This is a genomic window from Colwellia asteriadis (assembly GCF_039523295.1).
Lineage (GTDB): Bacteria > Pseudomonadota > Gammaproteobacteria > Enterobacterales > Alteromonadaceae > Colwellia > Colwellia asteriadis.
On record NZ_BAAAFA010000001.1, the window covers coordinates 89365 to 104629 of the forward strand.

The 15265-nt window shown below is 38.1% G+C and carries 11 protein-coding genes and 1 tRNA gene; 6 read left to right on the forward strand and 6 right to left on the reverse strand.

Annotated elements, in window-relative coordinates; all coding sequences use genetic code 11:
• Positions 1-26: 26 nt before the first annotated feature.
• Positions 27-1430: an undecaprenyl-phosphate glucose phosphotransferase gene (locus tag ABD005_RS00410; protein WP_343813588.1), complete on the reverse strand. Its 1404-nt coding sequence runs from the start codon at positions 1428-1430 to the stop codon at positions 27-29.
• 196 nt (positions 1431-1626) lie between these two features.
• Between ABD005_RS00410 and ABD005_RS00415 the strand changes: the two genes are divergently transcribed.
• The 5 genes from ABD005_RS00415 to ABD005_RS00435 are packed head-to-tail and all read left to right on the forward strand — an operon-like array spanning position 1627 to position 7201.
• Positions 1627-2928, forward strand: a complete 1302-nt coding sequence (locus tag ABD005_RS00415; RefSeq protein ID WP_343813591.1) for an outer membrane beta-barrel protein — start codon at positions 1627-1629, stop codon at positions 2926-2928.
• Between the two features lie 14 nt (positions 2929-2942).
• A complete protein-coding gene (locus ABD005_RS00420) occupies positions 2943-3491 on the forward strand; it encodes a polysaccharide biosynthesis/export family protein (RefSeq protein WP_343813594.1) in 549 nt (182 codons plus the stop codon).
• A 13-nt stretch (positions 3492-3504) separates the two neighbouring features.
• A complete protein-coding gene (locus ABD005_RS00425; protein WP_343813597.1) occupies positions 3505-5751 on the forward strand; it encodes a GumC family protein in 2247 nt (748 codons plus the stop codon).
• Positions 5748-6473 (forward strand): tyrosine-protein phosphatase, encoded by a 726-nt coding sequence (locus ABD005_RS00430; protein ID WP_343813600.1) that lies wholly within the window; start codon positions 5748-5750, stop codon positions 6471-6473. The genes ABD005_RS00425 and ABD005_RS00430 overlap by 4 nt, the downstream gene beginning before the upstream one ends.
• Positions 6474-6496: 23 nt before the next feature.
• A complete protein-coding gene (locus tag ABD005_RS00435) occupies positions 6497-7201 on the forward strand; it encodes a VpsP family polysaccharide biosynthesis protein (RefSeq protein WP_343813603.1) in 705 nt (234 codons plus the stop codon).
• Positions 7202-7278: 77 nt separating this feature from the next.
• Here ABD005_RS00435 and ABD005_RS00440 read toward each other — a convergent pair whose 3' ends face one another.
• From ABD005_RS00440 to ABD005_RS00460, 5 genes are all read right to left on the reverse strand, one after another.
• The gene (locus tag ABD005_RS00440; protein WP_343813606.1) at positions 7279-8262 is read right to left on the reverse strand and encodes a response regulator; all 984 of its coding nucleotides are present in this window, start codon (positions 8260-8262) and stop codon (positions 7279-7281) included.
• Between the two features lie 15 nt (positions 8263-8277).
• Complete coding sequence (locus ABD005_RS00445) at positions 8278-11646, reverse strand: MHYT domain-containing protein (RefSeq protein WP_343813609.1); 3369 nt, start codon at positions 11644-11646, stop codon at positions 8278-8280.
• A gap of 232 nt (positions 11647-11878) precedes the next feature.
• On the reverse strand, positions 11879-12706 hold the full coding sequence (locus tag ABD005_RS00450) for an MliC family protein (protein WP_343813612.1): 828 nt from the start codon (positions 12704-12706) through the stop codon (positions 11879-11881).
• A 313-nt stretch (positions 12707-13019) separates the two neighbouring features.
• Positions 13020-13104 (reverse strand) — tRNA-Leu (locus tag ABD005_RS00455).
• Positions 13105-13318: 214 nt separating this feature from the next.
• Positions 13319-13939 (reverse strand): TetR/AcrR family transcriptional regulator, encoded by a 621-nt coding sequence (locus ABD005_RS00460; protein WP_343813615.1) that lies wholly within the window; start codon positions 13937-13939, stop codon positions 13319-13321.
• Positions 13940-14125: 186 nt separating this feature from the next.
• On the opposite strand from ABD005_RS00460, the gene ABD005_RS00465 reads away from it, so the two are divergent.
• Entirely contained in the window at positions 14126-15226 is a 1101-nt protein-coding gene (locus ABD005_RS00465; protein ID WP_343813618.1) for an efflux RND transporter periplasmic adaptor subunit, read from the forward strand.
• The last annotated feature ends 39 nt before the right edge of the window (positions 15227-15265 follow it).

The window sequence follows — 15265 nt, forward strand, 5'->3', positions numbered from 1 at the left end:
CTATTAACTATTAATATGCAGTTCTATTAATATGCATTTTTATTAATAAACCCTTTGAATATTGTTAGCAATATAATTTTCAAATCAAATAATAATGACCAGCGATGAATATATTTTAAATCAAACTCAATACGCCTTTCCATTTTATCTAAAGTATCTGTTTCACCGCGCCAGCCATTAATTTGTGCCCAACCAGTAATACCTGGTTTTGCTTTATGACGCAGCATGTAGCCGTCAATGAGCTTACGATACTCTTCATTGTGCTGTACTGCGTGCGGCCTTGGGCCAACAATAGACATATTACCTTGTAATACGTTAATAAATTGCGGTAATTCATCAAGTGAAGTTCTTCGCAAGAAAGAACCAAGTGGCGTTATTCTGGCGTCAAAACGAGTGGCTTGAACCACATCATCAACTTTTTTATTAACCAAAGTCATCGAGCGGAATTTATAAATACAAATCTCTTTACCATCGAGACCATAACGCTTTTGTTTAAAAATAATAGGACCTTTAGAGGTAAGTTTTACGGCCAGTCCAATAAATAACATAGGCACAGAAATAATAGCGAGAATAATAGAAGCTAATACCAAGTCTTCAAGACGCTTTACAGCCCTATTAAAGCCATTGAAAGGCGAATCAAAAATACTTAATGTTTGCATGTTACCTACATTTTGCCAGCGCGCATGCAATAAATTAAAAATGAAGAAGTCAGGAATAATATGAACTGTCGCGGTGGTGTCACTACATTGGTTTAATATATCAGTAATACGCGCCTCTGCTTTCATTGGCATAGCAATGTAAACATGGCTAATTTCAGGGTTAGCTTTTACCAATGCAACCCCTTCAGCAACAGTGCCTTTAACCTCGTAACCTTCCATATCAGGTAAGCGTTCTGCCGGCCTATCCTCATAAAAACCATATAGTTTTAAGCCATGTTGTGGGTTTTGGTTAATTTGAGCCGCAAGGTTTAAGCCTGTTGGGGTCGCACCAATAATAATGACTGATTTAGCATTTAGACCTGACTTACGAAAATGAACGAGTAATGCTCTAAATAGAACACGCCATGCACAAAGTCCGAATAAAGTTGCAACTAACCAAATCCCCATAGCGACACGAGAATAGTTAGCGCCTGTTTTAGTAAAGTAAGCCAGTATCATTAAAACAAGGCAACAACTAACCCATACTAAAGAGGTATAACTCAATAAAGCAAAAGTGGTTGATGTACGCCAAGAACGGTACAGTTCAAACGTCTGAGATAAAAATAAAAAGCAGCTTAAGCTAATTAATAACACCAAGTAATAATGGGTGTCTAATTCAACACCATAACTATAAGTGGCAATAAAAAACACCATACTAATGAGTAATAAATCAACAATACGATAGAACGTTGAAAAACTACTTTGAATACTACTTATTAGACCACTAGACATTTGAAATACTTATTCCTTAACTATTACTAACCGCAGTTTAACGCCTAACAACAATTACACAACGAAAATGCTTGAATTAATAAAGATAAACTAACAATAAATATCATATGCAACTATACCTATAGCTGTATATGTTATTTATTGTTATTATTGAGTTAACATAAAAATAATAATCAGAGCTTTCAAGGTATATTTCATGGATATTGCTAAAATCATTTTACTTTTAGGGATTGCTTTTCCCCTATCATCTTACGGTTCGTCTTATAACATAGACAGTGAACGTAATGATCAAGCGATTCCTGTTGGTGGCTTTTTATTAACCCCCCTAGTGAAATTTAAACAAGGTTACGATGATAACGTTACCAGTGCTAAAGTAGACCCTATTAGCTCATGGATCACTATTTTTCAGCCAAGCTTAAAGGCAACCACTGAATTTGGTGAGTTTGGTAAGCACAATTTTGAAATGGACTGGGTATTTACCCACGGTGCTTATCATGCCAGTCGCGAAGATAGCTATAACGACCATGATGTTTCAGGAAAACTCAATTATGAATTGGCTGAAAAACACCGTTTAATGGCTCAGGGTGGTTATATTCAAGCCCATGAAGAGCGTGGTAGTCGCTTCTCACTTGGTGCTGGAACACAACTAGCTGAGCCTGATACTTATGAACAACTGTACGGCGGTGTTCAATACACTTATGGCGCGCCAACCGCTGATGCAAGAGTAGAGTTAGAGCTTGGTTATTTAGGTAATGACTATGACAGTCGCTTTATTGATATCCCAAACAGCACTCCTTTTGATACTACAGCAGCTCGTGATCGTAATACCATAAAATACGGTGGTACCGCTTATTATAAAATTGGCGCAGCAACAGACCTTACCTTTGAATTATGGAATAGTGATATTTCTTATGACTACACTCCTCGACCAGAAGACTTACTAGATAGTACTGAAAATCGCATTATGGTTGGTGCCAAATGGGAAGCGACAGCATTAACAACAGGTTTTGCTAAAATAGGTTACATTAAAAAAGACTTTGATCTTGAAACACGTAATACCTTCGACACCCCTGTGTGGGAAGTTGAAGTATTATGGGAGCCTAAAACCTATTCAAAAGTAAAATTTACTACCGGACAAACGGCTGATGAAACCAATGGCGAAGGCTTTTTCTTTAGCGATACCATAAGCCCAGTAAAAGCAAATGTTGTAGAGAACACCCAATACGCTGTGGAGTGGACTCATCAATGGCTTGAACGTTTAACAAGTAAGTTAGGTTACGCAATTAGCCAAGATGAATATTTTGGCACCGACAATAATACTGAATATAAAGTACGTAAAGATGATAATACTGCGATAACAGCAGCCCTATTTTATGATATGAACTATTGGCTAAGCTTTTCATTAGACTATCGTTATACCGAGCGCGATAGTACTCGAGATAACTTTGTTTATGATAGACAGTTTATTAACTTAGGTGCCCGTATAGCTCTGTTTTAAGGTATTTCATCATAATGAAAACAACAACAGTTAACACGCTTGTTCAGTATATTATTTGGCTATGCTTAATTGTCTTTAGCTTTTCATCGATAGTCCATGCTAACGACAATTATAAACTAGGCTCTGGTGATACCATAAAAATAACCGTGTTTGGTCAAGAAGATCTATCTATTGAGGTACTCTTGAATGATAGCGGTAAAGTGGATTACCCATTTTTAGGGCAATTACAAGCAACGGGAAAAACCCTGACACAATTTCAACAGCAAATTCATACAGGATTAAAAGGCGATTATTTAATAAACCCTAACGTTTCTGTGAGTATTGTTGAGTACAGACCTTTTTTTATTGACGGTGAAGTTAATAAACCTGGCGGCTACCCTTTTCAACCGGGGCTAAGTGTAAACAAAGCGGCAGCATTAGCCGGTGGTTATACCGAAAGAGCATCTTTAACTAAAATATTTATCATTCGCAGTAATGATCCTGAGCAAAAATCGGTTAATGTGCATGCAAACACTTCTGTTATGCCTGGCGATATAATCACTGTCAAACAAAGTTACTTCTAAGAGTGCCGTTATAATGAACTTCCCTGCCCAAACGAATACGGTTACCGCAAATGATGACACGATAGACTTACAAAACTTTTTTCAGGTTATCTTGCGTTTCAAGTGGCGAATTCTGTCACTCGCTTTTATTGTGACATTACTCGCTACCGTCATTGTTTTTTCTCTGACACCTAAATACTTTGCTAAGGCGACATTACTGATTGAAGCAGAGCAAGCCAATGTAGTTTCCATTGAAGAAGTTTATGGTATTAATAGTAACTCTCAAGAATATTTTGTTACCCAACTAGAAATACTTAAATCAAAACATATTTCTGCGCGAGTAATTAAACGCCTTAACTTAGTTAATCATCCTGAATTTGATCCCGACCAACAAGCAAAAAAGTTTAACCTTGTTAGTTTTATCAAAGAAAAACTGCCTTTTTTACCCCAATCTGTTGAAGATATATCAGAAAAGCAACAAGCTTATATTAGAGAGCAAAAAGTACTTACTGAGTTTATGTCTCGGTTATCAATAGGCTTAATCAAAAAAACTCAACTAATTACTATTAGCTTTGAGTCTGAATCACCAGAGCTCGCTGCAGAAGTAGTGAATACCGTGGCGGAAGTCTATATAGATAACCATTTAGAGTCTAAGTTAGCAATGACCGAAAAAGCATCTAGTTGGTTAAATGAACGCCTAAGTGCGCTAAAAACAAAGTTGGACGACTCTGAAAACTACTTACAAGCTTATCAAAACCAAGAACAATTAGTTGATATTGATGGCGTTAAAGGTATCGAAGCTAAAGAGCTCCAAGAGCTAAATAGTTTATTATCTACAGCGAGCCAATTACGTAAAAAAAATGAGAATATATATAAGCTAGTACAAGATAAAAAAAGCGATCCTCGCTCATTAATTTCTGTACCCGAAGTACTAAACCACAAATTAATTCAAAGCGTTAATGAAGCAGCACAAAAATCAAAAACCAAGGTATATGAACTGCAAGGCACTTATGGGCCTAAACATCCGGTTATGATAGCTGCACAGTCAGAACTACGCTCTGTTAATGATAACTTAGTTCAACAAGTTGAGTTGTTGGTTTCAGGCATTACCAACGAGTATCTTTCAGCAAAAGCTAATGAAGAAGCTCTTCAAGCGGCAATAAAGGCGAAAGGGCAACGTTTCAGAGAGCTATCAACACTTGATACCAAACAAAAAGAGCTAAAGCGTGAAGTTGAAACTAATGAACAACTTTACAATGCATTTTTTACTCGCTTAAAAGAAACAAAAGAAGTCGGTGAATTTCAGTCGGCAAATGCTCGACTAACCGATCCTGCTCAACCGCCACTATTGCCTGCAAAACCTAATAAAAAATTAATTATTATCATGACATTCATTTTAAGTTTAATTTTTGGTTTAGTTCTGGCCTTCTTATTTGAGTTTCTTAATGACGGTATTCGTAGCGTTGATGATATTGAAAACAAGCTAAAACAGCGCCTATTAGGTTTATTACCATTACAAAAAACACCCAGAAAGCAAGGTTTGGCATTACGTCATTTTTTCTCAAGTGAAGAGCATAGTTTTAGTGAAGCGGTAAGAACCATCCGAACCAGCCTCTTATTACTCAATATTGAGCATGACGCTAAAGTTATATCGGTTACATCATCAGTACCGGGAGAAGGTAAAACGACGGTCTCATTAAATCTGTCTTTTGCATTAGGGCAACTTGAACGAGTATTACTTATTGATGCCGATATGCGTAGACCTTCCGTCGCAAAAAACTTTGAATTACCTTCTTACCAAACCGGATTATCTAATATTATTGCTGGTACGCACAGTGTTGAAGAATGCCTAATTAAAGATACGCAATCAGGGGTTGATATCATTACAGCGGGTACTCTCCCACCAAACCCCCAAGAGCTTTTAGCCTCAAGTAACTTTGCTAACTTAATAAGCTCACTTAAAGGTAAGTACGATCGTATTGTTATTGACACGCCACCAACACAAGCGGTAAGCGATGCAATTTTAGTTGCTCAGCATAGTCAATCTCTTGTTTATGTGGTTAAAGCTGATCATACACGTGAAAAAATGATCCAGTCAGGTCTGGGTAGATTACTGAGTGCAGGTGTACGTATTGATGGTATTGTTTTAAATCAAGTTGATTTAAAACAAGCAGCCAAGTATGGCGAGTATACCGGTTATTACGACCAGTATGGCTATAATGCGCAAGTGGCTAGTGATAATACTATTGCCACCAGTAAACCTGAAACATCTCACTCATGATAGATTTACATTGCCACATTTTGGCAGGGATTGACGATGGCGCTCAGCATATTGATGAAAGCATTGCGTTACTTCACGCCGCTATTAACGATGGCATTACTCATGCGGTATGTACACCTCATATTCAATTCGGCCGCTTCGACAACACTATCAACACTATTGAACAAGTATTTAATCAATTACAACAGCAAGTGCACGCTGAGGCGTTGGCAATAAAAATAGCCTTTGCAGCTGAAGTACGTATATGTCCTGAAATAATGCTGTTAGCTAAACAAAATAAATTACCTTTTATTGGTCAATGGCAAGGTAAAAATGTGCTATTGCTTGAGCTTCCCCACAGCCATATTCCTGCAGGTACAGAGCAGTTAATTAAGTGGCTTAATAACAATAATATTATCCCGATGATTGCTCACCCAGAGCGTAATAGAGATATTATTGCCGATATAACAAAGCTTTCACGTATTCCTACCTCAAGCTGTTTATATCAAATTACCGCAGCCTCTTTATGTGGAGACTTTGGAGAAGCACCTCAAAAAATAGCTGAGCAGTTACTTAGAGAAGACAAGGTGACTATTATTGCAACCGATACTCATAATCTTAAGCGTCGTCCACCTAAGCTAACAGCCGCTAAGCTTATTGCAGAGCAACTTATTGGCGCTGAAGTTGCTCAACGACTTGTTTACGATACCCCTAAGCTTATTAGTGAAAGTAAGTTTAATTAATCTGCGTTACCAATGAGCCTTTAATGACGTCATTACAAAAAACACTACTTACCCTACTCTTTTTTGTATTGCTTTACCTAGCGGCTCAAGCAGTAACTATGCTTAATGCTAATTTGCATTATTATAAAGCTTTTCAACTCAAAGAGCTTTGGCTAAAGAATCAAGCACTCTCCGATAAATCACAATATCTAACAGCCATTAACGCTATTAATAACGCCAATAATAAACACCCAAACAACCCACACTACCTTGTCACTCAAGGGTTAATTCTTGAGTGGGGCGGAATTAGCTCTATATTTTCGCCCTCTGAGCAAAAAAGTAATTTGGTTGAAGCAAAAAAGTATTACTTAAAATCGCTTGAATTACGCCCTACTTGGCCAGTAACTTGGGCTACGCTAGCTATCTTGAAGTGGCGTTTGAATGAAATTGATCAAGAGCTGATTAATTATTTACATCAGGCAGATAAATACGGTAGTAATATTATTGAAGTGCACCAGGCTTGGGTTGATATTGGTTTTTATCTTTATCAAAATAAAAGCCCCTACACGGCGCAAATAATGTCGGGATTACGTCGTCATTTACAACTAATGCTACAAGATAAACAGCCTTGGGTCAGACGTTCAGCGATAAATATTATTAAACGTCACCATAAAGAAGCTTTAGTTTGTAAGTGGCTACTTACATACAGTTTTGATACTAGTGAGCAGCAACGAGCTATTTGTCAGTAAGATAGCAAGGTGGCTTTACTAAAGTAACCTCAACTGTAACTATTAGTAATAATGACTATTACCAAGCAGGTAAACTATCAGTCTTTCCAGCGCTCTTTTATTTTCATTATTTTAGGTAACTGTTGTTCAAAGCAGTCAACTAACTCAGGATCAAAGTGTTTCTCTTTTTGGCTATGAATAAACGCCATTGCCTTTTCAACCGACCAAGCATCCTTATAAGGGCGAACACTGGTTAAGGCGTCAAATACGTCTGCTAGAGCAACAATTCTCCCTTCAATAGGGATTTCTTCGCCTTTGAGCTGGTTAGGGTAGCCTGAGCCGTCCCACTTCTCATGATGTGTTAAAGAGACTAACTTAGCTAACGCAATTAAGTCTGAATCCGACTCACCTAAAATTTCAGCACCTATTTCAGGGTGTTGTTTCATTATCGCAAATTCTTCATCGGTAAGCTTGCCAGGTTTAAGCATAATGCTATCGGGGATACCTATTTTACCAATATCATGCATTGGCGCAGCATTAAATAAGTTCTCTGCCTCTGCTTGAGAAAAGCCATGTGCTAGTGCAACTACCCGAGAGTAATGACTCATACGCATAACGTGCATGCCTGTTTCGTTATCTTTATATTCAGATGCCCTCCCAAGTCGTTGTATAACCTGTAAACGGGTACGCCTAAGCTCTTCAGCATCCACTAAGGATAAGTGCGTTTTAACTCGTGCTTTAACTACGGCAGGTGAGATAGGTTTAGAAATATAGTCTACCGCTCCGAGGGTCAGCCCTTTTGCTTCATCATCGGAATCATTTAGTGCGGTAACAAAAATAATAGGAATCACTTTAAATTTAGGGTGTTTTTTGAGGTATTCACACACCTCATAGCCTGTCATTTCAGGCATCATGACATCAAGCAATATTAAATCTGGTCGCTCTTTTTCAATCAAACGTATAGCTTCTTGGCCACTTTTAGCAAATGTTAATTTATAGGTATCATTTAAAACTTGATTAAGGATACGCAAATTAGTTGGCTCGTCGTCAACAATTAAAACGCTTTGTTTATTTTCTAGCATAATAGATTACTCAACTTACTTATTTACTTGTTCAGCTTGTAACTGAGCAATTAATACGATTATTAACTCAGTGGCCTGTGAAAACTCAAAATCGTTACAAGCATTAACTATAGCGTTAATTTCGTTAGGCCGTAATGGCGCTAATGATTGCAACTTGTCTAGCAACTCATCATCAAATTCATTATTACTTACAGACTGTTCAAGTTGCCCTAAAATGTCAATGGCATCTGTGACGCTACTTTGGCTACTAGTTTCAGCCTCACTAGCCTCTTCTTCACCGTCACTCATTTTACTGACACAGTTTTTGATACAGCAAAACTCGGCTTCAATATTTTCTATAATTAACTGACACTTAGTTAATTTCAGAGCACCCTCTTCTTTACATGAACCTTCTAGTTCATCTAACATTTTCATTAAGCGGTTTAACGCTAGGTTACCTGCACTACCTTTAAATTTATGCGCTAATTGCCCTAGCTCTTTTGCTTTACTCTGCTCAAATAGCTGTTTAAATAGGGGGAGTTCAACTTCAGAGTGCTTAATGAAACGATCAATTTCAACATAAAGGTTCGTTTTAGAGCCCCACAATTTAGCCCCTTTATCGATATCTATTTTTAATGTTGATTTATCAACATTTTTTACTTCATCAACTACTGTATGTTCAAGCTTTAATACACTCGCTATTTCTGCGTTAAGGTGATCCATATCAATAGGTTTATTGGCAAACCCATCCATACCCGCCTGCTCAGCTGAAAGCCTATCTTGCGGTAATACACTGGCGGTTAAGGCAATAATAGGTACTCTTTTTAACTCATGATCACGTTCATATTTTCTACGTTGTTTAGCGGCGGTCAAGCCATCCATCACCGGCATCTGAATATCCATTAACACCACATCAACAGGGTTATTTTGTATTTGTAACAGTGCTTGCTCCCCGTCCCTCGCTTCAGATATTTTATGTCCATTGCGTTTTAGCAAAAGTGTTAATAAATCAATATTCTGATCAATATCATCCACGACTAATATATGTAACTTAGGCAATGCTTGTTGATTTTTCTCAGTTGTTACTTTTCTTGAGTACTCGATAGGAGTTAAAGGAATAATAAAGCTAAATTCCGAGCCTACGCCCTCGGTACTTTTTGCAAAAATTTCACCTTGCATCAGTTCAACTAATTGCTTACTGATAGTTGTTCCAAGCCCTGTCCCGCCAAAACGACGACTCATCGACTCATCAGCTTGTGAGAATGCATCAAATATCGTTGCTAATTGCGACGCAGTAATACCAATGCCAGTGTCTTTTATCGTAAACTGAATTGCCGGCTTAGCTACTGTGGTTGATTCAACTGAAGTGATTTCAATGGTAATTTTTCCTTGCTCTGTAAACTTAATAGCATTACCTAACAGGTTTGTTAACACTTGCCTAATTCTATCGGGCGCACCATTAAAATAACCTTGTGCAGCAGTATGAATATTAAGATCGAGCGTCAAACCTTTATTTTGAGCTTGTAGCCATAAAGTAGAAACCACAGCATCAACTTCTTCCACAAGCGAAAAGTCTCTATATTCAAGCTGAAACTTCCCTTTTTCTAGCTTTGCACTGTCTAAAACATCGTTAAGAATATGCAATAGCGATTTTGCCGATTGATTAATAATGTTCAAATGTTTACGCTGATTAGGCTTTAGCTCTTCATCAAGTAAAATATCACTAAAACCAATAACCGCATTCATCGGGATACGGATTTCGTGACTCATATTAGCTAAGAAAGCTGACCGGGTCTCCGCTGCTCTTTCTGCCTTATCTTTGGCAGCAAGCACCTCAGACTCCATTTGTTTTCGGTCACTAATATCCATGATAAAACCATCAAGATAATAATCTTCACAACCTTCTTTTTTAAGCGCTCGCCCGTGCCCTAAAACCCACTTTACCTTGCCATAACGATCAATAAATCGAAATTCCATCTTAAAACCATCTGGGTTACGCAAATCCGTTGCTTCAATAAGACTAAAATCATCAGGGTGAACAAAGTCAGCTAAACTACGCTTAGGATCTGGCAGTAAAAAGTCGCTCGCGGGGTAACCAATAATATTTTCAACTTCATCATTTATATAAATATTAGGCCAACCTGTAGTGTCTATGCAGCGATAAGCAATACCTGGAATATTAGTTAGTAAAGAGCGGATCCTTGCTTCATTGTTACGCAGTGCTGCTTCCATTCTAAGGCGCTCACGTAAGTCCGAAATAAAGGCGACAAACATTTGCTGATCATTTAATTCAACACAACCAATTTCAAGTTGTACGGGGATTTTTTCTCCGTGGTTGGTCACCGCCTCAATTTCACGGCCCCTTACGGTAATTTCAGCAATATAAGCTTGCAAGTCTGCTTTCGTAAATTTAGTATCGTGAGGCTGAAAAGGCTCAGGAACAACTCGATTAATATTATTATTAGTTAAATCCTCCTCTTCCCAACCTAGCATTCTCGTTACAGCGGTATTAATGCCAATAATATTACCTACTTCATCAATAGTGATAATGCCATCAACTGTGGTATCCATAATCGCACTCAAACGCTTTTCATTTTGAGTAGCGGCAGCTGAAATATCCTTATGTCTAAAAACTAAGTTAACAGCAACAACCAAACCAATAATAACAACCGTAATTACCGTAATACCCAAAGCAAGGTAAAACGAAATATCATTAGTTTGCTTTGATAGCTCGACTCCTGGTGGCAAAACAAAACGTGCAGCGGCCATTCCGGTATAATGCATTCCTGAAATTGCAGAGCCCATCACACAGCTCGATATAAAAGTTTTAATTCGATAACTCAGACGAATATTGCCAATAGTATTGAGCGCAAATCGTATCCATAAAGACAAAATAGCGAGTATTACAGCAACAATAATTGAAATGCTAAACATCCATAAATCATAACGCAGTAGCGGTGCCATTTGCATTGCAGCCATACCCACATAGTGCATAGTTCCGATACCGGCCCCAACGAGTACACCACCAAGAATTAATTGAGTGATTTTTATTTTTTCTCGAGTAATTAAGCTTAACGCGACCCAAGAAGCAATAATCGCGGGCAACATAGAGATAATTGTAATATCAACTTGATAAGAAATTTTAGTGCATAACTCTAACGCCAACATGCCAATAAAGTGCATTGACCAAACACCGCCCCCAAGCGCAAAACTGCCAACCAATAATGAAGCATGTTTACGACGGTTTGATGAACTAACTGCAGCTTGTGATGCAACTTGAAAGCCCATAAAAGAGGCAAATATAGCAATAGAAACAGATAAAGCGACTAACCACGGATCATGTTCAGCGACTGCCAGCAAACTTTCGCTGCTATAGTCAAAAATTTCTGAGAGTTGATTTTGCATAAGAGGTTCCCATACTTCGAGAATAGAATTTAAAGGCAATACGCTAAAGCCATTGCTTTATCGTAATATAAAAAGCACAGTCACTTATAGAGAGCACACTTGAGGATCTATATCGGCCTGTTAGCAGTATACTTAACAACAATATTAATGAAAATATTTCCTAGTAATAGTTTAAAAGCCGTTAGGGTGCTAAAAGCTTTAACACCAATAAAAACAGAGCTTTTCACCTATATTAAGGCGCCTCTATACACTGTAGTTCGGCTTCATTATAACCCCAAGAAATTAGTGCTTCTCCTTGATGCCCCCAAAAAGACTCATTACGTCCCTGGTATTTACTGCCACTAGCTGAGCGCTGAATGTGCATAAGCGATGTGCTATCGCCGCGCTCTGCAATTAAAGTTGGCGGGCTAGTATCAAAGAATGTAACTACCACTTCATTCGCAGGGTTCGCACCACACATATACTTAACAGGGTCACTAGAGGGTACCAACCTATATTTAGCTTGTAACTCTGCGGTACGGCGAACGTATTCGGTTTCAATACATTCTCGCTGATTATTACTTTTCCAGCACTCATTACGGTCTTTTATCCAACCTCGCTGCTCTGCTTGTAACAGTGGTGGGTGCTCATTGTGGCTTTTCTTTTTGGCGGCAGTGTAAATAGCTGCTAATTTCACATCAAGCTCTTTTAATTTATCGTCTTGGCAAATCATTTTTTCTACACCAGAGAGCTTACTAGACTCACAAGAAAAAGAAGGTTCAAGTCGCTTGGGTTCACTGTCAGCACTATCATTTTTCAAGCGTTCATCTATATATTCACACCAAGCCATGCTATCTCGTTGTGGAATATTAGCCATGCCTCGGATGTTCAATTTAAACTCTACAACTGACTTCCATTCATCAGATCCAACATCAGGGCCATGCCCATGATTATCACCTGTTGTTAAGTGTTCGTCGACCATCTGTTGCCAAGCAGATGAGCACAACTTAAGTGGATTTTTTGTATCACTCGCAGTGGTTACACTTAAGGCAACTAAGGCACTTACAATAATAAACGCCATGAACATTCTCTTCATGCTTAGCCCTTCATATTATTAAACTTGAAAATAAATCGAACTGCTTATCAGTCCTAACGACATACTATGTTAACTCACTATAGCTAACGAGTTAAAATATGCACCTTGATAAAGTAAAAAGAAAAGCTCAAATAAAACCACTGAGATTTCAGTGTCCAGCATCGACGCTACGCTAAAGTTATCTTATTAACTTCCCGAGTAAAGTAAAGCGTAAAGTAAAGAATAAAGGGTGGATTTTAGGCATAAAAAAACCGACATAATGTCGGTTGTTTCTGTTACAGCTTAATATTATTAAGAGTGGTACCAGCGGTCGGACTCGAACCGACACGTCTTGCGACAGGGGATTTTGAATCCCCCATGTATACCAATTTCATCACGCTGGCACTGCTTTCTATAACATCAAAATTTATGCTTTATAGCAAAGGTTTTGCATCCTACAGCATTATAAATATCAACAAATTGATAAAGATAAGTACTTACACTTCACACTGTTGTTGAAGTGTTTGGCATTATACGAAAAAACACTTAGTTAGCAACTACTTTTTAAGTTAAACGGGTTAACTGCTGTTTATTTCTTCGTCCGGTTTAGCGGCAGTATTATTTCGTCGTCTCGGTGGTATGCGCTTTAATAAAAATAGCTACAGCATTAGCAACTTGTTTCTTGATTTCTTCATCGGTTGCTAATGTATCTGGTAATAGTAAACTGCGGGTATATAGCGGCCCCTCTGACATTTTCAATAACACTTGCGCTGATGTATGAGCATCAACCACTTTTAATATACCTTGTTCAGTTAACTCTTCTAAGTACTGCGCTAATGGTAGTACAGCTTTCATAGGTCCTCTGTCGAAAATCATTTCGCCAAACTCAGGGGATTTCACCACTTGTTGTACAACAAGTCTAAACAACGATATTAACGTTTTCGACAACATTCCCTGAGCAAATCTAAAGCAAACATCGTTAAGGGCTGCTTCTGCTGATAACTCCCGATTAATACTCGTTAGCATTTCAGTTTGTTTGATTAACTGTCGGTTAATTACCGCCACTAATAAACCGTGTTTGTTGCCAAATTCATTATATATTGAGCGACGTGACCCACCTACCTCATTAATGATCATCTCTAATGAGGTTTCATCAAACCCTCGAGTAAAAAATAGATGCTGGGCAGCATCAAGTAACAGCGTACCTCGAGCGCTTAACGGCTGATTATCGTAATTCACTAAAGCTCCTTTTATTCGATGTATTTATCATATGCAAAATACGTAAATAATATTTTATTGACTTTGGTACTCCATAGTACCAGAATAATACGGTACTGAGCAGTACCAACTTACAATAATTTCACCATATTTTACTTTATAACTATGCACTACACTGTTAATAAATTGGTGTATAAAGGAATAATTATGCGCACCTTATCTTTACTTGTAATAACCTTATTAATTGGTGGTTGCAATGAAAAAACAACAACCAATAATACGGCTGTTCGCCCTATTGCCTGGACCGAAGTAACTTTATCAACGCTAGAGCAAGTTCGAGTTTTATCAGGAATTGTTGCTCCCGTTGAAGCGACTAAACTTAGTTTTGAAGTCAGTGGTAAAATTGAAGGTATTAGTGTTAATTTAGGGGATGAAGTCACTAAAGGGCAAACCTTAGCCTTTCTGAATAAGCGTAGCTTTACTTTAGAGCAACAATCGGCCCAAGCTAAGTATGAGCAAGCAAAAGTCAGCTTGGCTGATTCGAAAAGCACTTATGCACGCTATCAACAACTACTTAAGCAAGGTGTAGTTTCACAATCAGGCTTTGATAACGCTAAAGCGACATTTGAAAACAACAAAAGTGCTGTAGATGTTGCGAAAGCACAACTTGATATTACCACCAAAAACTTACAAGACAGTATCTTAATTGCGCCTTATGACGCCATCATTACTCGACGTTTATTTGAACCATCACAGCAAATCACCTCAGGACAATCTGTTTTCGAAATTGAAGGTAAACATGGCTTAGAAATTCAAATTATGGTGCCTGAAACATTAATTCAAGAGTTAACCCGAGATGCCATTATACCAATAAAATTCCCGGTATTACCTCAAGTTAAAATCTCTGGTCGTATTAGTGAAATAGGAACTCGTGCTGAGTCGGCTAATGCCTTCCCGGTGACGGTGGTTCTGCAAGGTGAAAATCCCTTACTACGTGCAGGTATGAGTGCAGAAGTCGAGTTTATGTTTGCTGGAAAAGGGCGAACCGGTCACCAAGGGCCTTCCATTAGAATTCCCCTCACTGCCATCAAGGCAGGTTTAGCACAAAAAACCTATGTTTATGTGTTTAACTCTCGTGAAAAAATAGTAGAACAACGCGAAATAAAAACCGAAAACATTTTAAACAACCAAGTTTATATCTCTGCGGGTTTACAGCCTGGTGACATTATTGCTACCGCAGGTGTAGCTTTTCTTAGAGATGGTCAACAAGTCAGTTTACTGAGTACTCAACATCAATTATTCAACTAAATAACTCAACACGACTTTAGCCAGCGAGCTTGCAAGGAC